At 67.5% G+C, this 26,942-nt stretch carries 24 protein-coding genes; 16 read left to right on the forward strand and 8 right to left on the reverse strand.

The window, feature by feature from the left end; all coding sequences use genetic code 11:
• Nucleotides 1-406 precede the first annotated feature (406 nt).
• Nucleotides 407-2,596, forward strand: a complete 2,190-nt coding sequence (locus tag LXT13_RS03620) for a phosphocholine-specific phospholipase C (protein ID WP_233370232.1) — start codon at nucleotides 407-409, stop codon at nucleotides 2,594-2,596.
• Between the two features lie 25 nt (nucleotides 2,597-2,621).
• The gene (locus LXT13_RS03625; protein ID WP_233370233.1) at nucleotides 2,622-3,275 is read left to right on the forward strand and encodes a PEP-CTERM sorting domain-containing protein; all 654 of its coding nucleotides are present in this window, start codon (nucleotides 2,622-2,624) and stop codon (nucleotides 3,273-3,275) included.
• Between the two features lie 16 nt (nucleotides 3,276-3,291).
• Here the strand turns inward: LXT13_RS03625 and LXT13_RS03630 are convergent, their stop codons facing one another.
• The 3 genes from LXT13_RS03630 to nirK all read right to left on the reverse strand — a co-directional run bounded on the left by LXT13_RS03630 (nucleotide 3,292) and on the right by nirK (nucleotide 6,099).
• Nucleotides 3,292-3,855, reverse strand: coding sequence for an SCO family protein (locus tag LXT13_RS03630; RefSeq protein ID WP_233370234.1), 564 nt, complete (start codon nucleotides 3,853-3,855; stop codon nucleotides 3,292-3,294).
• A complete protein-coding gene (locus LXT13_RS03635) occupies nucleotides 3,852-4,574 on the reverse strand; it encodes a formylglycine-generating enzyme family protein (protein WP_349254818.1) in 723 nt (240 codons plus the stop codon). The genes LXT13_RS03630 and LXT13_RS03635 overlap by 4 nt, the downstream gene beginning before the upstream one ends.
• A gap of 76 nt (nucleotides 4,575-4,650) precedes the next feature.
• Nucleotides 4,651-6,099 (reverse strand): copper-containing nitrite reductase, encoded by a 1,449-nt coding sequence (gene nirK, locus LXT13_RS03640; RefSeq protein ID WP_233370235.1) that lies wholly within the window; start codon nucleotides 6,097-6,099, stop codon nucleotides 4,651-4,653.
• Nucleotides 6,100-6,219: 120 nt separating this feature from the next.
• Here nirK and LXT13_RS03645 point away from each other — a divergent pair, with 120 nt between their 5' ends.
• The gene (locus LXT13_RS03645) at nucleotides 6,220-6,438 is read left to right on the forward strand and encodes a hypothetical protein (protein WP_233370236.1); all 219 of its coding nucleotides are present in this window, start codon (nucleotides 6,220-6,222) and stop codon (nucleotides 6,436-6,438) included.
• Nucleotides 6,435-6,980, forward strand: a complete 546-nt coding sequence (locus LXT13_RS03650; RefSeq protein WP_233370237.1) for a 2'-5' RNA ligase family protein — start codon at nucleotides 6,435-6,437, stop codon at nucleotides 6,978-6,980. Before LXT13_RS03645 ends, LXT13_RS03650 begins: the two co-directional genes overlap by 4 nt.
• 14 nt (nucleotides 6,981-6,994) lie before the next feature.
• Here LXT13_RS03650 and LXT13_RS03655 read toward each other — a convergent pair whose 3' ends face one another.
• From LXT13_RS03655 to pxpB, 4 genes are read right to left on the reverse strand one after another with little or no spacing between them, the layout of a single operon-like run.
• Nucleotides 6,995-7,999 (reverse strand): DUF72 domain-containing protein, encoded by a 1,005-nt coding sequence (locus tag LXT13_RS03655; RefSeq protein WP_233370238.1) that lies wholly within the window; start codon nucleotides 7,997-7,999, stop codon nucleotides 6,995-6,997.
• Nucleotides 7,999-8,739, reverse strand: coding sequence for a 5-oxoprolinase subunit PxpA (gene pxpA, locus LXT13_RS03660; RefSeq protein WP_233370239.1), 741 nt, complete (start codon nucleotides 8,737-8,739; stop codon nucleotides 7,999-8,001). The genes LXT13_RS03655 and pxpA overlap by 1 nt, the downstream gene beginning before the upstream one ends.
• The gene (locus tag LXT13_RS03665; protein WP_233370240.1) at nucleotides 8,736-9,656 is read right to left on the reverse strand and encodes a 5-oxoprolinase subunit C family protein; all 921 of its coding nucleotides are present in this window, start codon (nucleotides 9,654-9,656) and stop codon (nucleotides 8,736-8,738) included. The genes pxpA and LXT13_RS03665 overlap by 4 nt, the downstream gene beginning before the upstream one ends.
• The gene (gene pxpB, locus LXT13_RS03670; RefSeq protein WP_233370241.1) at nucleotides 9,653-10,315 is read right to left on the reverse strand and encodes a 5-oxoprolinase subunit PxpB; all 663 of its coding nucleotides are present in this window, start codon (nucleotides 10,313-10,315) and stop codon (nucleotides 9,653-9,655) included. Before pxpB ends, LXT13_RS03665 begins: the two co-directional genes overlap by 4 nt.
• A gap of 42 nt (nucleotides 10,316-10,357) precedes the next feature.
• Between pxpB and tadA the strand changes: the two genes are divergently transcribed.
• The 12 genes from tadA to LXT13_RS03730 all read left to right on the forward strand — a co-directional run bounded on the left by tadA (nucleotide 10,358) and on the right by LXT13_RS03730 (nucleotide 26,001).
• Nucleotides 10,358-10,918 carry a tRNA adenosine(34) deaminase TadA gene (gene tadA, locus LXT13_RS03675; protein WP_349254819.1) on the forward strand — a complete coding sequence of 187 codons (561 nt, stop codon included), beginning with the start codon at nucleotides 10,358-10,360 and terminating at the stop codon, nucleotides 10,916-10,918.
• A complete protein-coding gene (locus LXT13_RS03680) occupies nucleotides 10,915-11,868 on the forward strand; it encodes an LD-carboxypeptidase (RefSeq protein WP_233370242.1) in 954 nt (317 codons plus the stop codon). The genes tadA and LXT13_RS03680 overlap by 4 nt, the downstream gene beginning before the upstream one ends.
• A gap of 125 nt (nucleotides 11,869-11,993) precedes the next feature.
• Nucleotides 11,994-14,219 (forward strand): ABC transporter substrate-binding protein, encoded by a 2,226-nt coding sequence (locus LXT13_RS03685; protein ID WP_233370243.1) that lies wholly within the window; start codon nucleotides 11,994-11,996, stop codon nucleotides 14,217-14,219.
• Nucleotides 14,219-15,202: an ABC transporter permease gene (locus LXT13_RS03690; protein ID WP_233370244.1), complete on the forward strand. Its 984-nt coding sequence runs from the start codon at nucleotides 14,219-14,221 to the stop codon at nucleotides 15,200-15,202. The genes LXT13_RS03685 and LXT13_RS03690 overlap by 1 nt, the downstream gene beginning before the upstream one ends.
• A complete protein-coding gene (locus LXT13_RS03695; RefSeq protein WP_233370245.1) occupies nucleotides 15,199-16,638 on the forward strand; it encodes an ABC transporter permease in 1,440 nt (479 codons plus the stop codon). The genes LXT13_RS03690 and LXT13_RS03695 overlap by 4 nt, the downstream gene beginning before the upstream one ends.
• Complete coding sequence (locus tag LXT13_RS03700) at nucleotides 16,631-18,463, forward strand: ABC transporter ATP-binding protein (RefSeq protein WP_233370246.1); 1,833 nt, start codon at nucleotides 16,631-16,633, stop codon at nucleotides 18,461-18,463. Before LXT13_RS03695 ends, LXT13_RS03700 begins: the two co-directional genes overlap by 8 nt.
• 119 nt (nucleotides 18,464-18,582) lie before the next feature.
• Entirely contained in the window at nucleotides 18,583-21,549 is a 2,967-nt protein-coding gene (locus LXT13_RS03705) for a TonB-dependent receptor plug domain-containing protein (RefSeq protein WP_233370247.1), read from the forward strand.
• A 655-nt stretch (nucleotides 21,550-22,204) separates the two neighbouring features.
• Entirely contained in the window at nucleotides 22,205-22,846 is a 642-nt protein-coding gene (locus LXT13_RS03710) for a hypothetical protein (RefSeq protein WP_233370248.1), read from the forward strand.
• A gap of 84 nt (nucleotides 22,847-22,930) precedes the next feature.
• Nucleotides 22,931-23,752, forward strand: a complete 822-nt coding sequence (locus LXT13_RS03715) for a MotA/TolQ/ExbB proton channel family protein (RefSeq protein ID WP_233370249.1) — start codon at nucleotides 22,931-22,933, stop codon at nucleotides 23,750-23,752.
• A gap of 36 nt (nucleotides 23,753-23,788) precedes the next feature.
• A complete protein-coding gene (locus LXT13_RS03720; protein ID WP_233370250.1) occupies nucleotides 23,789-24,214 on the forward strand; it encodes an ExbD/TolR family protein in 426 nt (141 codons plus the stop codon).
• A gap of 15 nt (nucleotides 24,215-24,229) precedes the next feature.
• Complete coding sequence (locus LXT13_RS03725; RefSeq protein WP_233370251.1) at nucleotides 24,230-24,667, forward strand: ExbD/TolR family protein; 438 nt, start codon at nucleotides 24,230-24,232, stop codon at nucleotides 24,665-24,667.
• 83 nt (nucleotides 24,668-24,750) lie between these two features.
• A complete protein-coding gene (locus tag LXT13_RS03730) occupies nucleotides 24,751-26,001 on the forward strand; it encodes a hypothetical protein (RefSeq protein WP_233370252.1) in 1,251 nt (416 codons plus the stop codon).
• A gap of 72 nt (nucleotides 26,002-26,073) precedes the next feature.
• Here the strand turns inward: LXT13_RS03730 and LXT13_RS03735 are convergent, their stop codons facing one another.
• Nucleotides 26,074-26,832, reverse strand: coding sequence for a 3-hydroxyacyl-CoA dehydrogenase (locus LXT13_RS03735; RefSeq protein ID WP_233370253.1), 759 nt, complete (start codon nucleotides 26,830-26,832; stop codon nucleotides 26,074-26,076).
• Between the last annotated feature and the right edge of the window lie 110 nt (nucleotides 26,833-26,942).

The following is a 26,942-nucleotide window of genomic DNA, read 5'->3' on the forward strand; positions in this document are numbered from 1 at the left end:
GGTGCGGGGCGGCGGGACGTGCGCGGTTGTGGTCCCGGTGTGGCGCGGCAGCATGGGCAAGTCCTGGAAGGGCTGCACGGGCTGGCGCGGGCTGGCTGGTGCGGGAAAGCGAAAGCTTCGGTGCGGCGCGCCGGCTGCCCTGCGGGCTCGACTGGGGCGGTGCACCTCACCGCCAAGAGCAGGCGGCGGCGCATCGCACTGTAAATGCGAATCATTCGCAAATCAAGGGGCAATGGATCAGCGTGTTGATGGCGTGGTGATGACCGTTCCGCGACGCTCGCCTGCGGCGCGTCGCCGGATCAAGGGGCAGCGGCAGGCCGTTCAACAGCGCCGCTGTCATGCCCCGTCCACATCGCATTCCTAGAGTGCCGGGCACCCCCTGACCCCTCTTCTCCGGAGTGCTTTCATGTCCATTCAAGATCGCCGCGGCTTCCTGCGCGGCCTCGGCCAGGCGGCCGGCGCCAGCATCGCGCTCGCCAGCTTCCCGCCCGTCATCCAGCGCGCATTGGCCATTCCCGCCAACCAGCGCACCGGCACCTTGCACGACGTCGAGCACATCGTCGTGCTGACGCAGGAGAACCGTTCGTTCGACCACTACTTCGGCACGCTCGCCGGCGTGCGCGGCTTCGCGGACCCGTTCCCGGTGCCCACGCTGGACCGGGCCGGCACATTCAGCGGCAAGACCGTCTTCGTGCAGCCCAACGGCGGCGGCGCCAAGGTGCCCGGCCGTCCCGAGTGGGGTGGCCAGCGCACTGCCATCGCGCCCTTTCACCTGAACACACTGCAGGACTTCTCGGTGATGCGCGTGGCCGGCACGCCGCACTCGTGGGCTGATGCCCAGGCCGCCTGGGATCACGGCCGCATGAACAACTGGCCCGCGGCCAAGCAGGCGCATTCGCTGGGCTACTACAAGGAGGCGGACATCCCCTTCCAGTTCGCGCTGGCCCGCGCCTTCACGCTGTGCGACCACTACCACTGCGCGACGCAGACCGGCACCAACACCAACCGGCTGTTCCTGTGGAGCGGCGGCAATGACCCGCTGGCGCTGGCCGGCGGTCCGTCGACCGACAACAGCCACGACTGGTTCAACGAGAACCCGGCCACGGACTACACGTGGACGACCTACCCGGAGCGCCTGCAGTCTGCCGGCGTCTCGTGGCAGGTCTACCAGAACATGGACGACAACTTCACGGACAACTCGCTTGCGGGCTTCCGTCCGTTCCGTGATGCGTGGTACGGCCGCCAGGGCTTCTCTGCCGAGCTGAAGGCTCGCGGCGTGACGACGCGCGATCTCGACAAGCTGAAGGAAGATGTGCTGGCCAACCGCCTGCCGCAGGTGTCATGGATCGTTGCGACGGCCGAAGGCTCCGAACACCCCGGGCCGTCCAGCCCGGCGTCTGGCGCCGACTACACGGCACGTGTGCTGGAGGCGCTGACCGCCAATCCGGAGGTCTGGTCCAAGACCGTGCTGTTCATCAACTTCGACGAGAACGACGGCTTCTTCGACCACATGCCACCGCCGGCCGCGCCGTCGTACCAGGTCTACGACGCCGACCCCGCCAAGGCCCAGCTCGCCGGCGCTTCCACCGTCGACACGACGGGCGAATACCACCACGTGCTCAACGGCAGCAACCCGACCTACCTGCACCGCCCCTACGGCCTGGGCCCCCGCGTGCCGATGTACATCGTCTCGCCGTGGAGCAAGGGTGGCTGGGTCAACTCCCAGGTGCATGACCACACTTCCGTCATCCGCTTTATCGAGGCCCGCTTCGGCGTGCAGGAGCCGCTCATCACGCCGTGGCGCCGGGCGGTCAGCGGAAACCTGGTGGGCTGCTTCGACTTCGCGCACCCGGAAGACAGCGCGTTCCTGCAGAACCTGCCGGCCACGGCGGCGCTGCGCGCCCGCGCGCTGACATTGCCGAGCACCAAGACGCCCGCCACGCCCACGACGCTCGCCGCGCCAGTACAGCAGGCTGGCCTGCGCATGGCGCGCGCGCTGCCGTACGAGCTGCAGGTGCAGGCCACGGCCGCGGCTACCGGCGTGACGCTGCGCTTCGAGAACACCGGTGACGCGGGCGCCGTCTTCCACGTCTACAACCGCCTGGCGCTGGACCAGATCCCGCGCCGCTACACCGTCGAGGCGGGCAAGCAGCTCGAAGGCAACTGGCCGGGCGCTGCTGGTTCGGCCTACGACCTGTGGGTGCTGGGCCCCAACGGCTTCCACCGCCACTTCACAGGCAACCTGCCCAAGGCGGGCGTCGCCCAGGCTCAGCCTGGCGTGCGGGTGAAGTCCGACCGCGTCTATCTGGAGCTGGTGCTGGAGCTGCGCAACGTCGGTAGCAAGCCTTGCACCTTCGTGCTGCAGACGCACCGCTATGCCGCCGTGCCGGACCGCAGCTGGATCGTCGGCGCCGGTGGCGTGCAGACCGTGCGCGTTGCTGTCGACAGCGAACACCGCTGGTACGACTACAGCCTGAAGGCCACCGAGGTGCCGGGATTCGGCATCCGCCTGGCCGGCCACCTCGAGAACGGCCAGCCGTCGGTCAGCGACCCCGCGATGTCCGGCCCTGCCGTGCTGGACCAGACCCGCCCCTGAACCCCTTGCGATTCAACGACATTCCATGATCAAACACACCCTCGCGCTGGCCCTCCTGGCTGGCTTGAGCCTCGGCGCCCATGCCCAGGCGGCTCTGAACACCAACCTCATCGTCAACGGCGACGCCGAAGGCGACGTGGCGGGCTGGACGGGCTTCGATGGCTATTCGATGTTCCAGTCGGTTGACTACGGCCCGAACTGGGTACAACCCACGCAGCCGGGGCCTGTCGACCGCGGCAGCAAGATGTTCACGGGGCTGACGGCGCAGGCCGCCGGCTTCCAGACCATCGCTCTGGGCAGCCTGGCGGGCCAGCCGCTGCATTACGAGCTGAGCGGCTACCTGGGTGGCTGGGCGGAGCAGGGCGACAACGCGCTGCTGTACGTGTCCTTCCTCGACGCGGACGGCAACGAAATCGACCATGCCTCCATCGGCCCCGTGACACCGGCCGACCGCGGCAACCAGACCGGCCTGTTCCTGCGTACCGCCTCCGGTGCCTTGCCCTCGCAGACGAGCCAGCTGATGTTCTCGCTGTCGATGTCGCGGCTGGGTGGCGGCGACAACGATGGCTATGCCGACAACCTGTCCTTCGTCGTCTCCAGCGTGCCGGAAGGCAGCACGCTGGCCTACGCGCTCGCGGGCCTGGGCCTGCTCGGCGCCGCGTTGCGTCGCCGTCGCTGAGCCGGTCTCCTGGACGTCAGGGCTGGCGCAGTGCCAGCTGCTTGCGCACGGCGCCGACGACGCGTTCGTCGGCGCCGGCCAGCATCGTCGTGCGCGTCGCCACGCGGCCTTCGCCGTCCAGCAGGATCAGTTCGGCGCTGTGGTTGAACTCCCCGTCGGGCAGCGCGCGGTACTGGAACTTCAGCAGCGCCGCGATCTTGCGGACGGTGGCTGGGTCGGTGCGGGCCAGCGTCCATTGCGAGCTGTCCAGCCCGCGTTCCTTGGCCATTGCGGCCAGCTTCTCCGGCGTGTCGCGTGCCGGGTCGAAGCTGATCAAGAGCACCTTGACCTTCTGGCGCTCGTTCGCCGGCAGCGCGGCCTGCGTCGCCTGCGCGGCCTCGATGAGCATCGGGCAGACGAACTGGCAGGACGTGTAGAACATGCTCACCAGCACTGGCTGGCCGCGGCCGACGTCGAGCCGGACGGGCTGGCCGCGCTGGTCGGTCAGCTTGGCATCGAGCTGGTAGACCGAGTCGCCGGGCAGGGCCCAGGCGGGAACGGCGGCGAGCGCCAGGCTCGCCAGCAGGGAACGTCGATTCATGGTTTCACCTCGCGCACGCAGCGGAAGCCCAGGCTGCCGGTGCTGTCGGCGGCACTGACGGAAGAGAGCAAGGCCACGCGCATCAGCACCGCGTAGTTCTGCCGGTCCTGCAGGTCGATGGCGCCAGCGCCGCAGAACTTGAGCTTGTCGGGATCGCCGCTGCTGCGGCTGTCGTTGTTGACGAGCAGGGCGTTGAAGTCGTCCACCCATTCCCACACGAGGCCGTGCAGGTCGCGCACGCCGTAGACGTTAGCTTCGCCGCCCACCGTGGGCAGCGGCTGGCTGGCGGGCCGGGCGTACCAGCCTAGGATGCGCGCCAGCCACACGGGGTCGCCGCGCGCGTCGGTGCGCGTGGCATCCGCTGCGGCCGCGTATTCCCATTCGTGCCATGTCGGCAGCCGGCCGCCTTCGGACTCGCAGTAGGCCTGGGCGGCGAACCAACTGACCTCGGTGACCGGCACGTCCGCGTCGTCTACGCCGTGCTGCAGGTAGCCGCTGGACGCGAACACGGCGGGAGTGCGCCCTGGCAGCCAGTCGGGATGGGTCGACAGGAAGCGCCGGAAGTCCCGGCGCGTCACGGGCGTCTCGCGCATTTCGAACGCGGCGACGGGTGTCGGCTCGCGGTCCGTGTCGCGGGCCAGCACGCTGTTGATCGTGCCGGCCGGCATCGGCACGTAGGCCGCGCTGGCCAGGGCGATCAATGCGGTGGCGAGGCTCATTGGTGCACCCTTCGCGCCTCGCGCTGTCCCGCCAAGCGGGAGCGAGCTGGCTTGGAACGGCCCGGCGCGGCGCTCATCAGTGCTCCGCGGCCTTGGTGGTGGCGGGCTTGGCGGCGCGCTGCTTCTTGACGTCGTCGGCCGTGATGGTGCCTCCCGGGTTGCCCCAGCTGTTCAGCACATAGGTCAGGATGTTGGCGACCTCGTCATCGTTGAGCTGGTTCATCGGCGGCATGACCGAGTTGTAGTCCTTGCCGTTCACGGTCACCTTGCCCGACAGGCCATGCAGCACGACGCCGATGGCGCGCTTGGCATCCGCGCTGAGGAAGTCCGACTTGGCCAGCGGCGGGAAGACGCCTGGAAGCCCCGCGCCGTTGGCCTGGTGGCAGACCGAGCAGGTGCCGGCAAAGAGCTGCTGGCCGGCGGCGATCTGATCCTGCTGGGTGAGCTTGCCGCTGGCGGCCGCCGTCGTGGCCGTGGCGACGGCCTGCAGGTTGGGAGCGGCGCGGTCGCCGAGGTAGACCGAGTCGACCTCCTTGCCCGAGTAGATGGCCTTGTCCTCCGGCCCGTCGACCTTCAGGATGGCCAATGCTCCCTTGTTGAACGCACGGAAGATGGAGTGGTCGACCAGCACGTAGCTGCCGGGCACCTTGGTCTTGAAGTCCACGATGGCGGCGCCGCCGGCGGGGATCAGCGTCGTCTGCACGTTCTTCTGGGCGAGCGAGCCGCCCTCGAATCGCACGTTGTCGAAGATCGCGCCGATGACGTGGAAGCTCGATACGAGGTTGGGGCCGCCGTTACCGACGAACATGCGCACGGTCTCGCCGGTCTTGGCGGTGATGGCGCGGTCGCCAGTCAATGCGCCTTCCGCGCCGTTGAACAGCACGTAGGTGGGCTGCTCGGCGATTGCCTTCTCCATGTCGAAAGGTTGCAGGCCCTTCTCGCGGTACTTGCCCGCCGTGTAGAAGTCGCCCTGCATGACGTAGTACTCATGATCCACCTTGGGCAGGCCCTGCGGCGGCTCGACGAGGATGAGGCCGTACATGCCGTTGGCCACGTGCATGCCCACCGGCGCGGTGGCGCAGTGGTAGACGTAGATGCCCTCGTTCAGCGCCTTGAACGTGAATTGACTCTCGTGGCCCGGCGCCGTGAAGCTCGAGGCTGCGCCGCCGCCCGGGCCGGTGACGCCGTGCAGGTCGATGTTGTGCGGCATCTTGCTGCTGGGGTGGTTCTTCAGGTGGAACTCCACCGTGTCGCCCTGGCGCACTCGGATGAAGCTGCCGGGCACGGTGCCGCCGAAGGTCCAGAAGGTGTAGTTCACGCCTTCGGAGATGGGCATCTCCTTCTCGACGACCTCCAGCTCGACGATGACCTTGGCCGGGCTCTTGCGGTTGGTTGCCGGCGGCACGAAGGGCGGGCTTGTCAGCTCGGCGCGGACGACGGGCAGCGCGGCCGAGGCGGCATGGGTGGTCAGCGGCAGCAGGGAAGAGGCGGTGATGGCGGTCAGAAGAAGGAGGCGCCTGAGCATGGTGTTCTCCGGTTGTTGTGTGAGCTGGATCGTAGGTAGATGGCAAATGCAGCTTTTGAGATGGATCAAGGCTTTGCACCGCTATGCTCGTCTTGTGACAACTGCCCGGAACCTGTGCCGATGAGAGCCGCCCTCAGCCTTCTCGCCCTTGTCATCGTCGCCGCCATCGTGCTGCAGCTGGCCAAGAAGCAGGCCACCGCGCTGAAGCCTGCAGCGCCCGGTACGCCGGCGGCGAGCGCCGCGCTGCCGCAGCCGCAGGCGGTCGGCCAGCAGGTGCAGGGCACGCTGGACGATGCCGCGCGCCGTGCCGCCGAGGCCGCGTCCGCCGCGACGAATTGACCGGCCACAAGCTCTTCTTCGCGCTGCGGCCCGATGCGGCGACGGCCGATCGCATCGCGCAGGCCGTCACCGCGGCGCACGAGGCGCGCGGCCTGGCGCCACGGCTGCGGCCCGCGCGCATCTTCCACATCACGCTGCACTACTTCGGCTATTTCCAGGCCGAGCCCGACGCACAGCTCATCGCCGCCGCGAGCAGCGCGGCGGCCGAGGTCGTGCGGCCGGCTTTCGACCTGCAGTTCGACCGCTTCGCAAGCTGGGGCCGGCCGGGCGCGACCCGGCATCCGTTCGTGCTGACCGGCGGCCAGGGGCTGGAGGCCGTGCGCGACCTTCGCGATGCCCTTGTCGAGCGCCTCGCGGCCCACGGCGTCGCGCGGCCGGCGCACGACTACGAGCCGCACTTGACGCTGCGCTACGACAAGCGCCCCGCGACAGCCTGGCCCGTCGAGCTGCCCGGCTGGATCGCCAGCGAGTTCGTGCTGGTGCAGAGCCCGCAGGGCCTGACGCGGCACGACGTGCTGCGGCGCTGGCCGCTGCAGGGCTGACGACCGCCGCCGGCTCAGCCGCCGACGATGGCCTCGGCCAGCGCCCGCACGCTCAGTGGCGCCGAGCCTTCGGCCTTGTTGGAGATCGTGATGAACGCCTCCTGCCCGGCGCCTGCCGTGCCGCGGATGATGCGGGCCAACCCGGCGCGGGTCTCAGGGTCGGGGTCCAGCATTTCGGCGAACTCGCCGTACTTCTTCTCCGCCGTCTCATAGCCGAAAGGGCCGTGCATCCGGTTCAGGTTCCAGCGCGCCACCAGTGGGCCGGGCCACAGCGCGCGCAGCAGCGGTAGCTGCTCAGCCAGCGGCGGCAGCTTGGGATGCAGGCCCAGGCAGTAGCGCGCGCCGGTGTCGCGCAATAGCGCTACCAGCTCGGGCGTCAGCCAGGCGGCGTCGCGCACCTCGACGGCCAGCACGCCGGTGGGCGGCCTGGGGCAGGCCAGCAGCAGCGCATGCAGCCGGTCGAAAGCTTCGTTCATGCGCGACAACATCGAGGCGGGCAGCGGGCTGATCTGGAAGACCAGCGCGCCGAGCGTAGCCCCCAAGCCTTCGTAGGCCGGCTCGATGAAGGTCTCCAGCGCGGTCGTGGCGTCCAGGAACAGCGGGTTGAGACCCTGGCTGCGGCCCTCCTCCTGGCGCATCAGTGGGTCCGTTACGAGGCTGGGCGCCTTGACCGTGAAGCGAAAGCCCCGCGGCACCTGTTCTGCATGGCGCTGGAACTCGCTGGCCGCCAGCGGCCGGTAGAAGCCGCGGTCGATGCCCACGGCACGCAGCAGCGGATGCGCAGCATAGGCCGGCAGGCCGGTCCTGGACAGCGTCGCCTCGCTGTACCGGCCAGCCCACACCAGGCCCTCCCAGCCGGGGTAGCTCCAGGTCGACGTGCCAAGGTGCACTTGCGGTTGCAGCGCCGCGGCCAGGGCCTGGTCTTGCGGTGTCGCTGGCATGGCCTGCACGCCGCGCCGGCGCCCGGCCGGTGCTGCGGGCGCCTCGGCGCCGTCGAGCGAGAACAGGTCGTCCTGCATCAGGCCCGCAGCTGGATGCCCGCGCCTTGCAGCGCACCGTGCAGCGCGCGGGCGAAGGCGAGGGCGTGAGGCCCGTCGCCATGCAGGCAGATGGTGTCGGCTCGCAGCGGCACGGTCTCGCCGGTCACGGCTACGACGACGCCCTCGCGCACCATGCGCAGCGTGCGGGCGACGGCTTCGTTCACGTCATCCACGAACGCGCCCGGCTCGCTGCGCGGCACGAGGCTGCCGTCGGCGCGGTAGCCGCGGTCGGCGAAGACCTCGGCCACGGCGCGCAGGCCCGCGCGTTCGGCCGCGTGCAGCAGCTCGCTGCCGGCCAGACCGTAGAGCGCCAGCGCCGGGTCCACTGCGCACACTGCGCCGGCGATGGCGTCGGCCAGCGCCGCGTCGCGCGCGGCCTGGTTGTAGAGCGCGCCATGCGGCTTGACGTGATGCAGCCGCCCACCAGCGGCGCGGACCAGCGCCTGCAGCGCGCCGACCTGGTAAATCACGTCGGCCCGCACTGCCTCGGGCGCGAGCTGCATGTGGCTGCGGCCGAAGTTGTCGCGGTCGGGGTGGCTCGGGTGCGCGCCGATGGCCACGCCGCGCACCAGCGCCGCCTCGATGGTGGCCTGCATCAGCCGGGCGTCGCCCGCGTGCCAGCCGCAGGCGATGTTGGCCGAGCTGACGAGGGCCAGCAGCGCCGCGTCGTCCGGCGCGCCTTCGCCGAGGTCGGCATTCAAGTCCACCGGGTATGTCATGCGCCGGTCCTCCAGCGTGCCAGCAACTGCTCCCGCGCGCGAAGCTCGGCCACGGCGTCTTCCGGCCGGCAGGCCATGAAGCGCATCGGCGCGCCCAGCCGCAGCTGCGCGAGCTTCCACAGGTCCGCGCGGATCACGACCGCGATGATGGGGTAACCGCCGGTCGTCTGCGCATCGGCCAGCAGCACGATGGGCTGGCCCGAGGCTGGCACCTGCACGACGCCCGGCAGCACGCCGTGCGATACCCGCTCGCCGCCGCGCTGGCGCATCAGCGCCGGCCCGCTCAGCCGGTAGCCCATGCGGTTGCTCTGTGGGGTGACTATCCAGTCCGTCGTGCCGAAGGCAGTGCGCGCGGCAGCGGGGAAGTCGGCGTAGTCCGGGCCGGGCAGCACGCGCACGGTGTTCTTCCAGTCCGGCAGGCTGGCACCCGCTGCGCGCCGGGGCAGGCGGGCAGGCGTGCCCAGCGGCAGCCGGTCGCCGTCGCGCAGCGCTCGGCCGCCCAGCCCGCCGAAGCCGGTCTTCAGATCGGTGCTGCGCGAGCCGAGCGCAGCCGGCACGTCGATGCCGCCGGCCACGCAGACATAGCTGCGCATGCGTTCGCGCGGCGCTGCCAGCTTCAGCACCTGGCCGGCGCGCACCGCGCAGCGCCAGCCGGGGCGCAGCGGCCGGCCGTCCAGGCTGGCGTCGAGATCCGTGCCGGTTAGCGCGACCCAGGTGTCGGTCTCGAAGCGCAGCGTGGCCGGGCCGAGCGTGAACTCCAGGCCGGCAGCGTCCGGGGCGTTGCCGAGCAGCAGGTTGCCGGCCTGCAGCGCGAGATCGTCCAGCGCGCCGCAGCGGCTCAGGCCGCGGTCGCGCCAGCCGATGCGGCCGAGGTCCTGCACGGTGGCCAACGGGCCGGCCTTGACCAGTTCGATCATGGCGCCTCCGCGACGAAGCGCACGCGGTCGCCGGGCGCCAGCAGCGTCGGAGGCTCGGCGGCCGGGTCGAACAAGGGCAGGGCGGTGCGGCCGATTAGCTGCCAGCCGCCCGGTGTAGCGAGTGGGTAGATGCCCGTCTGCACACCGCCGATGCCCACGCTGCCGGCCGGCACCGCCACGCGCGGCTCGTCGCGCCGCGGCGTGTGCAGGCTGCCGTCCAGCCCGCCGAGGTAGGCGAAGCCGGGTTGGAAGCCGAGAAAGTAGACGACGTACTCCGCCGCCGTGTGACGGCTCACGACCTCCTCCGGCGCGAGGCCGCAGTGGCTGGCGACGAACTCCAGGTCCGGCCCGTCGGCGCCGCCGTAGCGCACGGGGATGTCCACGAGCCGGCCCGCCGTGCGCCGCCGTAGCGGTTTGGCCCACAGGTCCAGGACCGCATCGGCCAGTTGGGCCGGGTCGGTGCGCAGCGGGTCGAAGCCGACCAGCAGGTTGTTCATGCCGGGTGTCAGCTCCAGCATGCCGGGCAGGTCGGCGAGGGCGGCGGCAAGCTGCCATAAGCGCTGCTGGTGCTCCAGCGCCAGCGGGGCATCGACGCTGCAGGCCAGGGCCGCCTCGCCCAGCGGGCGGACGAGCAATCCGGGCGTGGGGTTCGTTGTCATGGGCCGGGAGTATCACGGCCCGCCGCTACACTTTGTTTGCCCATGACCGAGCCTGCCACCGCGCCGATGTTCTCCCCCGCCGACGAGTACGCGATGCGGCTCGCGCTGGATCAGGCGCACAACGCCTGGCTGGTGGGCGAGGTGCCGGTGGGTGCCGTCATCATGCGGGCCGGCCAGATCATCGCCACCGGCTACAACCGCCCAATCACGACGCACGACCCGACGGCGCATGCCGAGATCGTCGCGCTGCGGCATGCGGCCACGCTGCTGGAGAACTACCGTCTGCCGGAGTGCGAACTCTTCGTCACGCTGGAGCCCTGCGCGATGTGCGCGATGGCGCTGATGCATGCGCGCTTTCGCCGCGTCGTCTTCGCAGCGGCTGACCCCAAGACGGGCGTGGCCGGCTCGGTCATCGACCTCTTTGCCCAGCCGCAGCTCAACCACCACACGCGCATCGAAGGCGGCCTGCTGGCCGGGGCCTCGGGCCAGTTGCTGCGCGACTTCTTCGCCGAACGCCGCGAGGCGGCCCGTGCCCGCCGCGCCGAGCGTCAGGGCCTGATCCCGACCGGCGAAGCCACCCACCTGGACGAAGACGCTCCATGACGACGCTCACCCTGTTCTCACCATCCGGCGCGGTCGCCAAGCCTGTGGCGCTCAAGCGTGCCGCCAAGCGACTGGGGCAGCTGGGTTTCGATGTCGACGTCGATGCCGATGCGCTGTCCCGTGAGCAGCGCTTCGCCGGCGACGACGCGACACGGCTGGCCGTGCTGCACCGCGTTGCCGATGCGGCGCCGTCCATCGCGCTGGCCAGCCGCGGCGGCTATGGGCTGACGCGGCTGCTGGACCAGCTCGACTGGGGCCGCATCGCGCACAGCATCGAGCACGGCACGCGCTGGGTCGGCTACAGCGACCTCACCGCGCTGCAGAACGGTCTGGTCGCGCGCTTCAAGGGCTTGTCCATGTGGGCCGGGCCGCTCGCCTGCGACGACTTCGGCCGCACGGAGGCGGAGGGCGGTGTGGACGAGGTCACACGCGACTGCTTCCTGGAGGCGATGAGCGGTGCGCTGGAGGCCGTGGGCTTCCGTGCACCGTCGGCCGAGTTCGACGGCCTGGAGGCGCGCGGCCGGCTGTGGGGCGGCAATCTGACGGTGCTGTGCTCGCTGCTCGGCACGCGGCACTGGCCCAAGGTCAAGGGCGGCATCCTGTTCCTGGAAGACATCAACGAGCACCCCTACCGCGTGGAGCGCATGCTGCTGCAACTGCAGCAGGCCGGCGTCATCGACGCGCAGGCGGCCGTGCTGCTGGGCGACTTCGGCGGCTGGGCCAAGGTGCCGAACGACCGCGGCTACGGTCTGAAGGATGCCGTCGCCGCGCTGCGAGCCCGCACGAAGACGCCGGTGCTGACGGGCCTGCCGTTCGGCCATGTGCGCACCAAGGTCTGCCTGCCGGTGGGTGCCACGGTGGAGTTGTATGTGCAGGGTCGCGAGGCGCTCCTCGGCTGGCAGTCGGACCCGCGGCTGGCCCACGGACACGATCACGACCACCATCACTGAAGTCACACCGGGTTTACCTTGCCGCCCGCTCAGGGCTTGGCGCCTTGTATAGACGAGTTGCCCCACTATGATTCCCACCTGCGCCTCGGCTTTCACCGGGGCGCTTGCTTTTTGAGGACGGGGTCGTGGCGGCAATCGGCAGTTGGGTCAGGAAAGGCTGGGGCGCGTTGGCGCTGGCGCTGCTGGCCGGCTGCAACAACAGCCCGCATCCCAACGGCGCCGAGCGCGAGAACACGCTGTTCATGGCGTTCTCGGAGCGCTCGCCGCGATACCTGGACCCGACCTCGTCGTACTCCGCGCCCGAGAGCACCTACGTCTACGAGATCAGCGAGCCGCCCTATGGCTACCACCCGCTGAAACGGCCCTACACGCTGGTCCCACGCGCCGCGGCGGCGCTGGCCAAGCCGTACTTCCTTGATGCCCAGGGCCACCGGCTGCCGGACGACGCACCCGACGACCAGATCGCCGAGGCCGTCTATGAACTGCCGCTGCGCACGGACCTGAAATGGTCGCCGCACCCCGCCTTTGCCAGGGGCGCGGACGGCCAGTATCTGTACCACCACCTCAAGCCGGGCGAGCTGGGTGACCGGCGCAGCCCGTTCGAGTTTCCGCAGCTGGCGACGCGGCCGGTCGTGGCCGAGGACTTCGTCTACGCGCTGAAGCGCCACGCCAACCCGAGGTTGGATGCGCCGGTGGCGGCCGTGTTCTCGGAGCATGTCCTCGGGCTCAAGGACTACATCGAGCAGGTCAGGCGCGAGAACGCGCGACAACTCGTCGGGCTGCCGGAGAACCTGGCCGACAAGCCCTTCCTGGATCTTCGCCAATGGCCGCTGGCGGGCGCCCAGGCCGTGAACGACCATCTGCTGCGCATCCGGCTGAAGGGCCGCTATCCGCAGTGGCAGTACTGGCTGGCGACCAACTTCCTGGCGGCGGTGCCCTGGGAGGTGGACGCCTTCTATGCCCAGCCCGGCATGGCGGCCCATTCGATGAGCTGGAACCAGTGGCCGGTGGGCAGCGGCCCGTTCATGATGACCGAGTACGTGCAGGATCGACGGCACGTGATGAGCCGCAACCCCAACTACCACGGTGACACCTATCCCTGCGAGGGCAGCCCGGGCGATGCCGAGGCGGGCCTGCTGGCGGATTGCGGCAAGCGTATCCCGTTCGTCGACAGGATCGTGGCGATCAGCGTGAAGGAGCGCGTGCCGATCAAGGAGTTGTTCAAGCAGGGCTACCTGGACCTGCCCGAGATGGACCGTGCGGACTGGGGCGTGACGCTGGCGGTGGACCGCGACGATTCCGACGACGTGAAGCGTTTCTTTGACGAACGCGGCTACCGCCTGCCCGCGACGGTGGACATCACGAACTGGTACCTCGGCTTCAACTGGCTGGACCCGGTTGTCGGCCGGGGCGACACGCCCGAACGCCAGCGCCGCAACCGCGCGCTGCGGCAGGCGATCTCCATCGCCATCGACTGGGAGGAGGGTTACGGCCGCATCTTCCGGGAGAGGGGTGGCGACGCGGCCCATGGCCCCATCCCGCCCGGCGTGTTCGGCTCGCGCGAGCGGCAGCCGGGGGAGTTCAATCCGGTGACGCACCGGCTGGTGGACGGCAGGATAGAGCGCCGGCCACTTGAGGATGCGCTGAAGCTGATGGTGGAGGCTGGCTACCCCGGCGGGCGTGACGCCAAGACCGGTCAGCCGCTGGTGCTGAACTATGACTTCCAGCGCGTCGTCACGCCGGAGCTGAAGGCTGAGAACGACTGGCTGCAGCGCCAGTTCGCCAAGCTGGGCATCCAGCTCGACATCCGCGCGACGGACTTCAACCAGTTCCAGGAGAAGATCCTCAAGGGCAAGCACCAGATCTTCTGGGCCGGCTGGTTCGCCGACTACCCGGACGCCGAGAACTTCCTGTTCCTGCTCTACGGCCCGAACAGCAAGAGCCTGAGCGAGGGCGAGAACACGTCCAACTACGCCAACCCGGAGTTCGACCGTCTCTACCGGCAGCTGCAGTCGCTGGAGGACGGGCCGCAGAAGGCGCAGCTGATGGCGCAGATGAACGACCTCGTGCGGCAGGACGCGCCGTGGGCCTTCGGCTACTGGAGTTATTCCGGCCTGGCCTTCCAGCACTGGGTCTACAACGGCAAGCCGGGCGTCGTCGTGCGTGACCGCGCGCGCTACCTGCGCGTGGATGCCGCAGAGCGCGCCGCCCGCATCGCCGCCTGGAACCGGCCCGTCTGGTGGCCGCTGCTGGCGCTGGCTGCCGGCGCGCTGGTCATCTTCGTCGCGACGCGCAGTGCGTGGCGCGCCCGCGAGTCGGCCACGGCGCTTGCGCCGCTGGAGGCGGGCTGATGCTGCACTTCGTGCTGCGCCGGCTGGGCTATGGGCTGGCCATCCTGGTGGGCGTCAACCTGTTCACCTTCGTGCTGTTCTTCGCCGTCAACACGCCGGACGACATGGCGCGGCTGAACATCGGCGGCAAGCGCATCACGCAGGACCAGATCGAGCACTGGAAGGCCGAGCGCGGTTACGACAAGCCGCTGTATTACGACGCGAGCCGCGAGGGCTTCGAGCGCGTCACGCACACCATCCTGTGGGAACGTTCGGTCAGCCTGTTCGCGCTGGATTTCGGACGCAGCGACGCCCGCCAGGCCATCAACATCGGCCACGAGGTCAAGGTGCGCATGGGCGTGAGCCTGCAGCTCGCGCTGCCCTTGTTCGCGCTGCAGGTCATCGTCAGCGTCGCGTTCGCGCTGCTGCTGGTGTTCTTCCGCCACACGCGTATCGATTTCTGGGGCGTCGTGCTGTGCGTGCTGATGCTGTCCATCAGCAGTCTGTTCTACATCATCGTCGGCCAGTTCCTGTTCGCCCGCGTGCTGCGCCTGGTGCCGATGAACGGCTTCGCGCCCGGGCTGGACGCCGCAAGGTTCCTCGTGCTGCCCATCCTGCTGTCGCTGCTGTCGCGCCTGGGTGGCGAGGCGCGGCTGTACCGCGCGATGTTCCTGGAGGAAATGGGCAAGGACTATGTCCGCACCGCCCGTGCCAAGGGGCTGAGCGAGGGCCGCGTGCTGCGCCGCCATGTGCTGCGCAATGCGCTGTTGCCCATCATCACCAGCGCGGGCGGCTACCTGCCTTACGTCTTCCTGGGCAGCCTGGTGTTCGAGAGCTTCTTCGGCATTCCCGGCCTCGGCGCCTTCGTCATCGAGGCGATCTCCAGCCAGGACTTCGCCGTCGTGAGGACGATGGTGTTCCTGGGCGCGTTGCTCTATGTCGCCAGCAACACACTCATCGACATCGCCTACACGTGGGTCGACCCGCGGGTGAGGCTGCAATGAAGCTGGTGCTGCTGTGGACCGACCTGGCGCTGTGGCTGATGGCTGCCGCAGGCATCGCCTATGCCTGGCGCGTGAGTCGACAAGCGCATCTGCGTGCTACCTGGCGTCGTGTGCTGCGCGACCCCGCGGCGGCCTGCGCCGGCGTCGTGATGGCGTTGTTCCTGCTTCTCACGCTGGTTGACAGCATTCACCTGCGCCACGCGCTGCAGGCCAGGGGCGGCGGCACGGTGTACGACACCCGCACGCTGTCGCTGCTGGATGTGATGCTGGAGCGCCAGATCGGCATGCGCGAGGTCAGCTACTCGGTGCCGCTGGGTACGCAGGGCTTCAGCAAGGAGAGCGTCGTCGATGCGCACGGCGAGGTGCGCCGCGACTTCCCTCGCCTGAAGTTCGGCGGCGCCCATCTGACCGACCCGGCGGCGCAATGGGTGGGCGACGTGGCAGGCGATGTGGCGCTAGGGCTTGCCGGAGGGTTGGCCATGGTCGCGCTGCTGGCGGCGCTGACCGCGGCGGCGCTGGCGCGCCATCACGGCGGCTGGCTTCACGCGATGGCGGACATCGCATCGGACCGCACGTTCTATCCGCTGCGCGCCATTCTGTTCACGCTGGCCGTGGCGCTGCTGCTGGTCGGCCCGGTCATCGCACTGATGCCTCATTACCACGTCTTCGGCACGGACCGCACCGGCAACGACGTGCTGGTGCAGGCGCTGAAGAGCGTGCGCACGGCCTTCGTCATCGGCGCACTGTCCACGCTCGCAACGCTGCCGGTGGCGCTGCTGCTGGGAGTGCTGGCCGGCTACTACAAGGGCTGGGTCGACGAAGCCATCCAGTACGTCTACACGACGCTGAGCGCCGTGCCCAACGTCCTGCTGATCGCCGCTTGCGTGCTGATGGTGCAGGTGTTCTTCGACAAGAACCCCGAACTCTTCGAGACCGCGGCCGAACGCGCTGACCTGAAGATGCTGGTGCTGTGCCTCATCCTCGGCCTGACCGGCTGGGCGGGGCTGTGCCGCCTGGTGCGTGCCGAGACCTTGAAGCTGCGCGAGCTGGACTACGTGCAGGCCGCCACGGCCTTCGGCGTGGGCGACGTGGCGATCATGGCGCGCCACATCGTGCCCAACGTCATGCACCTGGTGCTGATCACGCTGGTGCTGAGTTTTTCCGAGCTGATCCTGTATGAGGCGGTGCTGACCTATGTCGGCGTCGGTGTCGACCCGACGACCAGCAGCTTCGGCAGCATGATCAACCTGGCCCGCGCGGAGATGTCTCGCGATCCGGTCGTGTGGTGGAGCTTTGCCGCGGCGTTCGGCTTCATGGTCGGGCTGGTGCTGGCCGCCAACCTGTTTGCCGATGGCGTGCGCGATGCCTTCGATCCCAAGTCCCGGGTGGCACGGCCGCGTGTTTTCATGCGTCGCAAGGGAGCCGGCGATGCTTGAGGTCGACGACCTGCACGTGCAGCTCGACGCCGACGCCGGCCTCGTCCGTGCGATCGATGGCATGCAGTTGACGTTGAGCCGGGGCGAGACCTTCGCACTGGTGGGCGAGAGCGGCTGCGGCAAGAGCATGACCGCGCTGGCGCTGATGCGGTTGCTGCCCGAGAACGGTCGAGTCGCCGGCGGCGCCGTGCGACTGGATGGCGACAACCTGACGGCGCTGCCGGAGCGCCGCATGCGCGACGTGCGCGGCGGGCGCATATCGATGATCTTCCAGGAGCCGTCGACCAGCCTGAACCCGGTCATGCGCGTGGGGGACCAGATCGTCGAGGCCATCGAGGCGCACACCGAACTGCGCGGTGCAGCGGCTCGCGCCAAGGCCATCGACTGGCTGCGCCGCGTCGGGATCCCCGAGCCCGAAAGGCGTGTCGACGACTACCCGTTCCGGCTGTCGGGCGGCCAGAAGCAGCGCGTGATGATCGCCATCGCGCTGGCCGCCGAGCCGGACTACCTCATAGCCGACGAGCCGACCACGGCGCTGGACGTGACCATCCAGGCGCAGATCCTCGACCTGCTCCGCGACTTGCAGCGCGAGCGCCGGCTGGGCGTGCTGCTGATCACGCACGACCTCGCCGTCGTCAGCGGGCTGGCGCATCGCGTCGCGCTGATGTATGCCGGGCAGATCATCGAAGTGGCGCCGGCCGTCGAGTTCTTTACGCAGCCGCGCCACCCTTACGCACGGCTGCTGCTGCAGGCCTTGCCCGACGCGAGTCGCCGTGGCGAGCCGCTCGCGGCCATCCGTGGCACGGTGCCGCCGCTGTGGCAGTCGTTTGCCGGCTGCCGCTTCGAGCCGCGCTGCGACAAGGCCATGCGACATTGCGCCGGCACGCCGCCCATGTTGACCGACGAAGGGCCGCGGCACCAGGTGCGCTGCCTGCTCTTCAGCCAGCCGGGCGAGGCGTTGCCGGGCGAGCCGGCCATCGCGGCGATGCCGGCGCCCGCGCCGGCCGGGAGCGGCGTGCCGCTGCTGGACGTCCGCGACCTGCGCGTGCGTTTCGCGTTGAAGACGCCGCTGTTCCACCGCGGGCCGCGCCATTTCGACGCGGTGGCCGGCGTGAGCTACCAGCTGCATGCGGGGCGCACGTTGGCACTCGTCGGCGAGTCCGGCTGCGGCAAGACGACGTCCGGCAAGGCCATCGTCCAGCTGTTGCGCCGTCAGGCGCAGATCAGCGGTCAGGCGTTGCTGGCGGGTCGCGATCTGTTCAGCCTGAGCGGCGCGGCGCTCGTCGACGCGCGCCGCAGCATCCAGATCATCTTCCAGGACCCGTTCGCTTCGATGAACCCTCGCATGCGCGTCGCCGACGTGCTGGAGGAGGGGCTGATCGCGCTACGCCCGGAGCTGGATGCGGCCGCGCGTCGCGAGCGGCTGAACGTGCTGGTGGACCAGGTCGGCCTGCGCCGGGATGCGTTGCAGCGCTGGCCGCACGAGTTCTCTGGTGGTCAGCGACAGCGCATCGCCATTGCGCGCGCACTGGCCGTCGAGCCCCGGCTCATCGTCTGTGACGAGCCCACGTCGGCGCTGGACGTGTCCGTGCAGGCGCAAATTTTGAACCTGCTGCGCGAGCTGCAGCGGGAACGCGGGCTGGCCTATCTCTTCATTACGCACAATATTGGTGTGGTCGAGTACATCGCCGATGACATCGCCGTGATGCAGGGCGGCCGCATCGTCGAAAGCGGCACTTGCATGGACGTGTTGGGTCAAGCGCGCGAGGCTTACACGCGCCGGCTGCTGGCGGCGGTCCCTCGTTTGCAGTCGCCGGCCCCTTGACACGTCGCGCGGCGGCAACGTCTGAGGGCGGCGGTCTGGTCGGCGCACTTGGGTCATTTCACGGCGAATCAATCACTTAGCAGCACCTGAAGGGGCCGTAGGGACATATCCCGGTCGGGGTGTTTGTCACGCGAGCACAAACTTTGCATGTTCCGAACACTGGGTTAACCGTCCAGCCAAGGATCGGCCGCATCCGGCCTCCACCGCAGAGATCGCTGCGGCCACCGTTTTTCTCTTACAGGAGCACCAATTTGAAGCACACCCTCATTGCAAGCGCCATTCTGGTGCTTGTCGCAAACCAGGCGACAGCTCAGGACTCACAAAAGCTCGAACGTGTCGAAGTGACCGGCTCCAGCATCAAGCGAGCTGCATCCGAAACCTCGCTGCCCATCACGACGATCACCAAGGCAGACATCGCGCGCACGGGCGCCACGACGGTTCAGGACCTGGTGTACCTGCTCCCTTCGAGCTTCGGCGGCAACGTCGTGGCCAACAACGTCGGTGCGACGGGCGGCGCTTCGACGGCCAACCTGCGCGCGTTGGGCCCCAAGTACACGCTGGTGCTGCTGAACGGTCGCCGCATCGCGAATTTCGCCTTCGGCAACAACCCTGTCGACCTGAATTCGATTCCGCTGGCGGCTGTCGAGCGTGTTGAGGTGCTGCGTGACGGTGCATCCGCTGTGTACGGCGCCGACGCCGTGGCCGGCGTTATCAACTTCATCCTGAAGAAGGACTATCAGGGTGCGGAAGTCTCGGTGGCCGACTACCACTCCGACCAGGGCGGTGGGAACACCCACAACCTGAGCGCCGTGGCTGGCTTTGGCGACCTGGACAAGGATCGCTATAACGTGATGTTGACGGCGGGCTATGAAAGCGTGGACCCGCTGAAGGCCACCCAGCGCAGCTTTGCCAAGACGGCCGTTCGCCCCGACCTGGGTATCAACAAGTCGTCGCCGCGCAATGGCATTCCCAACCTGAATTTCACCGACACGCTTGGCAACTCGTACTCGGCAGTCAATCCACTGGCCTACAACGGTTGCGTTTCGCCGCAGTTCGCCTTGGTGCAGCGCTCGCAGGCCGGTACGTGCGGTACGGACTACGTGCAGTTCATCGACCTGATTCCGCGTCAACGGCGTGACAACGTCACGGGACGCGCGGTGTTCCAGCTGGACGCGGACAACCAGCTCGTGGCGGAGGTGATGCACAACGCCGACCGGCAGCAGTCGTTCTATTCGCCAGCCCCCTACACCCTGCAAATGAAGTACCCGGCCAAAGGGCGCTTCTACCCGAAGTCGATCACGGTGCCCAAGGGCATCACGGTGCCCAAGGGCGGCTACAAGTTTGCCGACGGCACGGTGCTGGCGGAAGGTGCGGTGTTGGCGAACGACGTCGTCGTGACGCCGACGGGTGACATTACCGGCACGTGGCGTACGGTCGCCGGCGGCGGCCGGTCGGATATCACCCAGACGCAGACGGATCGCGCACTGGTCGGTGCCAAGGGTCTGATCGCGGGCTGGGACTACGACGTCGCGCTGACTTTCTCGCGCAACAAGGGTCAGATCTATTTCGGCCCAGGTCAGTACAGCTACGGCGCCCTCAAGCCGCTGGTCGCCAACGGGGACATCAACGTCTTCGGTCCGCAGGACGCGGCTTCCCAGGCTGCGCTGGACGGCGCGCTGCTGTCCGGGCAGTTGCAGCAGACCGCGGAGTCGAAAGCCACGGAGGTGGATTTCCGCATCTCCCGGGACGTCTACAAGATGGCCTATGGGGACGTGGGCCTCGCATTGGGCGCCAACTTCCGCAAGGAAACCATCGACCAGGTCTCGATGCCGGTGCTAGAAAGCGGTGACGTGGTTGGCGGCAATGGCCCCGTGCCGGGCGTCGCCAGCGGCCGCAAGGTGGCCGGCCTGTTCGGTGAGCTGGTGGTTCCGCTCTACAAGGATCTCGAGCTGAATCTGGCCGGCCGCTACGACAGGTACAAGAACGATTTCGGCACCAGCTTCAGCAAGTTCAGCCCGAAGGCTAGCCTGCGGTATCAGCCGACGAAGGATCTGGTCTTCCGCGGTTCGGTGGCCAGTGGCTACCGCGCTCCGACGCTCTATGAGAACCTGCGTCCTCTGACGACGGGCAACAACACCTCGGCGAACTGGAGCGACCCCGTGCGTTGCCCGGGTGGCAAGCCCGTCACCAGTGCCAACCCGGTGGGTGCGATCCAGGACGAATGCGATGTGCAGCTCAATTCGGCCACGTCGGGTGACAGGAACCTGACGCCTGAGAAGTCCAAGCAGTTCTCGCTGGGCGCTGCGTTCTCTCCGATCCAGGAGCTGACGGTCAGTGTCGACTACTGGAACGTCAAGATCACCGACCCGATCGTCGCCAAGTCCGAGATCCAGGTGTTGAGCGATCCGAACGCCTACAAGAACAACATCTATCGATACGATCCCAACGACCCCAACCACGATTTCTCCGAGGGGTGGGTAGACGACGGCAAGCAGACCGGTGCGATCAAGGGCAGCACGAACCCTGACTTCCCGATTGCATATGTATACCTGCCGCAGGAGAACACCGCGAAGACCTACGCCTCGGGTGTCGACTTCAGCCTGGCATCGCGGATGAAGTTCGCCGGCCTGGGATCGATCGGCGTCAACTTCGACGGCACGCTCTTCGTCACCCACGGCTACCAATACACGGGTCTGCCCAAGACGAGCGATCTCGGCAAGTTCAAGGATTTCGGCGCCATCCCGAAGTGGCGTCATGCCTTGACCTTCCTGTGGAGCGGTGGCATGTTCGACGCCTCTCTGACCCAGAACTACACCAAGGGCTACGACGACTACACCGACCCCACCGCGGTGAACGGCACGACGTATCCTGAAGTGCGGAAGGTGAGCGCCTATACCACCTGGGATGCTCAGGGCACGGTCAGGCCGACCAAGTCGCTGTCACTGACCTTTGGCATCAAGAACCTGCTGGACAAGGATCCGCCGTCGTCGCGCAATTCGCTGTATTTCCAGACGGGCTATGACGCGACCTACGCGAACCCCGTTGGCCGCCAGTTCTACGGGCGTGTCAGCTACAAGTTCTTCTGATCGGGTTTGACTCGTCGTTGAACGGGCCGCGCCTTTGGCGCGGCCTTTTTGTTTATGCGGCCCCGCTGGAGACAAGGCCAGCGAGGTGCAGATGGGCGGACAGCGCTGCCTGCGATGTAACTCGGTGTACTTCACGACGGGTCGAGCGGCGGGACAGGTCAGTCGAGGCTAAACGTGTGCTCCACCCGGGCCTGTCGCAAGCGGGCTTGAGCAGTCTCGTCGCTGCAAAATGCGCTGTAAAACAGGGTTTTTTGACGACTGATCATCAGGCGATCACGTCGTAATCCACCTGTTTCGGCTGCCCGGGTTAGCACCAAGAAAGGGGCGGAAAACGCGAGGCTAAGATGACTGGCCGACCGAGCTTTGGTCGGCGGTGTGCAGTTTTTCTGCAGCTGGTTCGCGGCGATGAAACAAGTGCCCGATGAATTCAACGTTCGGGCATTTTTTTTGCTTGCTGTAGTTGCGAGAGACTTTACGGTCCTCCTCGGGGAGGCAGGCCTTCCGGGCCGCGAGACTTCCTTTTCGCGCTCTAGAATGCATGCCCCTTGGGAGTTGGTGGGTGGCAGGAGCGCAACTTTCGCCACCCGTTGGATCGGTTTCGGCCGGCTTCCTGAGAGTCATTGACTGTGATTTGTAGTTGCATGAAGGAGCGCGCATGAATTTTGCGCAGGAGAAGCAAGGCGCGTCCCGGTTCACGGGCCTTGGCATCGTGGTCCTGATCCATATCGTGGCCATCTATGCGTTGGCCAGTGGCTTGGCCCGCGATATCGTCAAGAAGGTCACCGGCCCGATCGACGTCAAGGTGATTGAAGAGAAGGTCAAGCCGCCGCCGCCGCCCGAGAAGGTCGTTCCGCCGCCCCCGGATTTGAAGGCGCCCCCGCCGCCCTTCGTCCCGCCGCCTGAATTCCAGGTCACCGCGCCCGCGCCGCCGGCGCCGCCCATCCAGTCGACGCAAGTTGCTCCGCCTGCCGTCGCTGAAGTGCGCCCGGCGCCCGCGCCTGCGCCTGTGGCAGCACCGGCGCCGAAGCCGGCCAAGGTTACCGCCGCCATGGTTTGCACCAAGATGGGTAAACCTGAGATGCCGTCCGTCAACTGGAGCGGCGAAGCGCTCTACAAGGCCGTGGCAACCGTCAAGGCGGGCCGTGTGAGTTCGGTCGAAATCACGTCGCTGCGCGGCGGTGTGGATCGCAAGGCGCAACGCGCGTTGGTGCAAGCCATCGAAGCCACGCTGCGTGATACCTACGAATGCCCGGGCGATCACGTGTTCGAGCAGGAGTTCCAGTTCAGGATCGAATAAAGACCCTCGAGCCTCGAATCCCGGCGCCGATCACGGCGCCTCCAGAACGTACCAAACCAGAATCTTTCCCTAGGAGTTGACTCCATGATTTCTCGCTTCACCGGCTTCCTTGCCGCCATCGCCATGGTCGCGACCCTGGCTGTTTCGCCCGCCCACGCGCAAGATCAGAAGCCGGCAGACGCCGCCTCGGCCATCGCTGACGCCGCCCCCGCTCCCGCAGCGGCGCCCTCCAAGCCCGCCGAGAACCCCTACAGCCTGGCCAACATTGCTGCCCACGGCAATGTCGTTGACCAGGTCGTGCTGGTCATCCTGGGCATCATGTCCATGGGCTCCTGGTACATCCTGGTGGTCCGCCTGTGGGACACCAGCAAGCTGTCGTCGGAAGCCAAGGATGTCCGCGCGACGTTCTTCAAGAAGGCCAGCCTCGCCGATGGCGTGCGCGGCCTGAAGGAAGAAAGCGCTTTCCGCTACATCGCTTCGACGGCTATCGATGCTTCGGAGCACCATGAAGGTGCGCTGACCGAGAACATCGACCACAGCAGCTGGGTGACGATGAACGTCGACCGCGCCGTTTCCGACGTCAACACCAAGATCTCCGCCGGCCTGGGCTTCCTGGCGACGGTCGGCTCGACCGCTCCCTTCATCGGCCTGTTCGGTACGGTGTGGGGCATTCTGAACGCGCTGACCGCCATCGGTCTGGCCGGCCAGGCTTCGATCGACAAGGTGGCCGGCCCCGTGGGTGCCGCGCTGATCATGACCGCCATCGGTCTGGTCGTCGCCGTGCCGGCCGTGCTGGGCTACAACTGGCTGGTCAACCGCAACAAGACCGTCATGAGCCAAGTTCGCGCCTTCGCCGGCGACCTGCACGGCGTGCTGATGGGCAACCGCGCCGTTGCCAAGCGTTAATTCCCCAGAGCAGCCGCTCGCACAGGAGCCAATGCCATGGGCATGAACGTCGGATCCTCTTCCGGTGAAGACGATGTGGTCTCGTCGATCAACACCACGCCCCTCGTGGACGTGATGTTGGTCCTGCTGATCATCTTCCTCATCACCGTGCCGGTGGTGACGCAATCGATCGCCGTGAGTCTCCCCAAGGAGACCAACGTCATCCGCGTCACCAAGCCGGAAAACATCGAACTCTCGGTCAGCAAGGACGGCGACGTCTACTGGGGTACCAAGCTGGTTCCTGACATGGAGGAGCTCGTGAAGCGCCTCGGCAAGGAATCGGTCAAGAACCCGCAGCCCGAGGTGCACATCCGCGGCGACGACAAGTCGCGCTACGAGTCGGTCGGTCGTGTGATCTTCGCCTGCCAGCGTGCCGGCATCATGAAGATCAACTTCGTCACCGAGCCGCCGGCCCGTAACTGATCCCAGGAGTCGAACATGGGAATGAATGTCGGAAGTTCTTCGGGGAGTGGCGAGCCCGAAGTGATGATGGACGTCAACACGACGCCCCTCATCGACGTGATGCTGGTGCTGCTGGTGATGCTGATCATCACGATCCCGATCCAGCTGCATACGATCAACCTGGACATGCCGCCGCCGAGCCCGAACCCGCCGACGGAAGAGCCGGTGGTCCACGAAGTCATGATCGACTTCGACGGCACCATCTACTGGGATGCCGCAGCGCTCGCCAACATCGACGCCGTGAACGCCAAGATGCAGGAAATCGGTGCGCTGCCCATCAGTGGTCAGCCCGAGATCCACATCAAGCCGAACAAGCTGGTGGACTACGGTGTGGTTGCTGCGGTGATGGCTTCGGCCCAGCGCAACAACGTCAAGAAGATGGGCATGGTTGGTAACGAGCAATACGTCAAGTGACGTGGGCTCGGGCCAGTTGACGCCGATACTTTGAAGCGCGCTGCCCGTAAGGGCGGCGCGTTTTTGCTTTGCAGGAGAGCAAGTTGAAGACTTTGAAAACCGTGGTGGCCGTGGCTGTTGGCGCGCTGGCCTTGTCCCTGAACGGCGCTCCCGGTGCCGCGTTCGGCATCAACCAAGCTTCGGCGCAGGAAAGCGTGCGCAAGGAAGTCGGCACGCCGCTGACTGCGGCCAGCGGGTTCGTCAAGGCCGGCAAGTACAAGGAAGCGCTGGCCAAGCTGCGCGACGCCGAGGCCGTCGGTGGCCGCACGGCTGCCGAGAACAATGCCATTGAGGGCGTGCGTTTCTCCGCCGCCATGGGTGCGAACGAGCCCGACACCATGGTGCGCTCCTTCGAGACGCTGAAGGGTGCGGGCAAGCTGTCGCAGGCCCAGCAGCTGCAGTACATGGAAGCCATTGCCGGCACCTACCTGCGTGGCGGCAACGCGGCCAAGGCGCTGGAATGGGCCAACAAGTACTTCGCTGCCGGTGGCAACAGCCAGACCGTCAAGCAGGTTCAGCAGCAAGCCCAGTTCAAGTCGGGCGACGTGAGCGGTTTCCTGAAGGACACGCTGGCCGAGATCCAGAGTGACGAGAAGGCCGGTCGCGCGCCTGCAAAGGACAAGCTCACCAATCTGCTCTGGGCGGCGCAGAAGAAGGGTGATGCGAGCGCCGAGGCCCTCGCGACCGAGAAGCTGCTGAACTACTACCCGGACCCGAAGCTTTGGGCCCAGATCCTCGGCAGCCTGCCCGAGAAGAAGGCCTTCGACGGCAGTCGGTATGCGCTCGACCTGTACCGCCTACGCCTGGCCACGGGCAACATGCGTGAGGCCAACGACTACATGGAAATGGCCCAGCTGGCCGCCCAGGCCGGCTACCCGGAAGAAGGCAAGCAGGTCGTAGACAAGGGCTTTGCTGCGGGCGTGTTGGGGCAGGGCGCCGAAGGCGCGCGACACAAGCGTCTGGCCGATCTGATGACCAAGAAGATCGCCGAGGCCAAGGCCAGCGCCGCCGAGAACGAAAAGGCGGCTAGCAGCGCGAAGGACGGTAACGAGTTCGTCAAGCTGGGGCTGGCCAATGCCTTCGGCGGCAACGCCAGGAAGGGTATCGACCAGATCGAGCAGGGTATTGCCAAGGGCAACCTGAAGCGCCCGGAAGACGCCAAGCTGTATCTCGGCCTGGCCTACCAGCTGGCCGGTGACACGGCCAAGGCCCAGGCCGCCTGGAAGAGCGTCAAGGGTACCGAGGGTGCGGCCGACCTTGCCCGCCTGTGGATCATCCAGTCCAAGAAGCACTGATCTCGCACGCGCCGCGTGTGAAAGCGACAGGGCCCGGTCAACGCCGGGCCCTTTTTCATGGCGCCAGCCGATTTATTTCGGTGCCATTCGGATGGCGCCGTCCAGCCGGATCACCTCGCCGTTGAGCATGTCGTTCGTGACGATCTGGTGGACGAGCTTGGCATAGTCATCCGGCCGGCCGAGCCGGCTTGGAAACGGCACGCTGGCCGCCAGCGCGTCCTGCACCTCCTGCGGCATGCCGAACAGCATCGGCGTGCCGAAGATGCCGGGTGCGATCGTCATGTTGCGGATGCCGTTGCGGGCCAGGTCGCGGGCGATCGGCAGCGTCATGCCGACGACGCCGCCCTTGGAGGCAGAGTACGCCGCTTGGCCGATCTGGCCGTCGTACGCTGCAACTGACGCAGTGGAGATCAGCACGCCGCGCTCGCCGGTAGGTTCCGGTTCGTTCCTCGCCATGGCCTCGGCTGCCAGGCGGATCATGTTGAACGTCCCGATCAGGTTGATCGTGATGGTCTTGGTGAAGCTAGCGAGTGGATGCGCGCCGTCCTTGCCGACCGTCTTGACCGCGGGCGCAATGCCGGCGCAGTTCACGAGACCGACGAGCTTGCCAAGGGCCGTGGCGGCGGCGACGGCTGCCTGGCCATCGGCCTCCTGGCTGACGTCGCATCTGACGAAGACGCCGCCGAGTTCCTCGGCCAGTGCCTGGCCACGTTCGACCTGCAGGTCCGCGATGACGACCTTGCCGCCGTGCGCGGCCAGCATGTGTGCCGTGCCTTCGCCGAGGCCAGAGGCGCCGCCGGTGACGATGAACACCTTGCCTGCGATTTCCATGATAAGGATCTCCTGGGGTGGGGTAACGCCGGGTCGGGCGCTTCCAATTGACGTGAACGTCAATTGTCGCCAACAAAAAAGCCGCGGGGCTCGCGCGCCGCGGCTTTGTC

The organism is Pelomonas cellulosilytica (assembly GCF_021353265.1).
In the GTDB taxonomy this organism is placed as follows: Bacteria; Pseudomonadota; Gammaproteobacteria; order Burkholderiales; family Burkholderiaceae_C; genus Pelomonas; species Pelomonas cellulosilytica.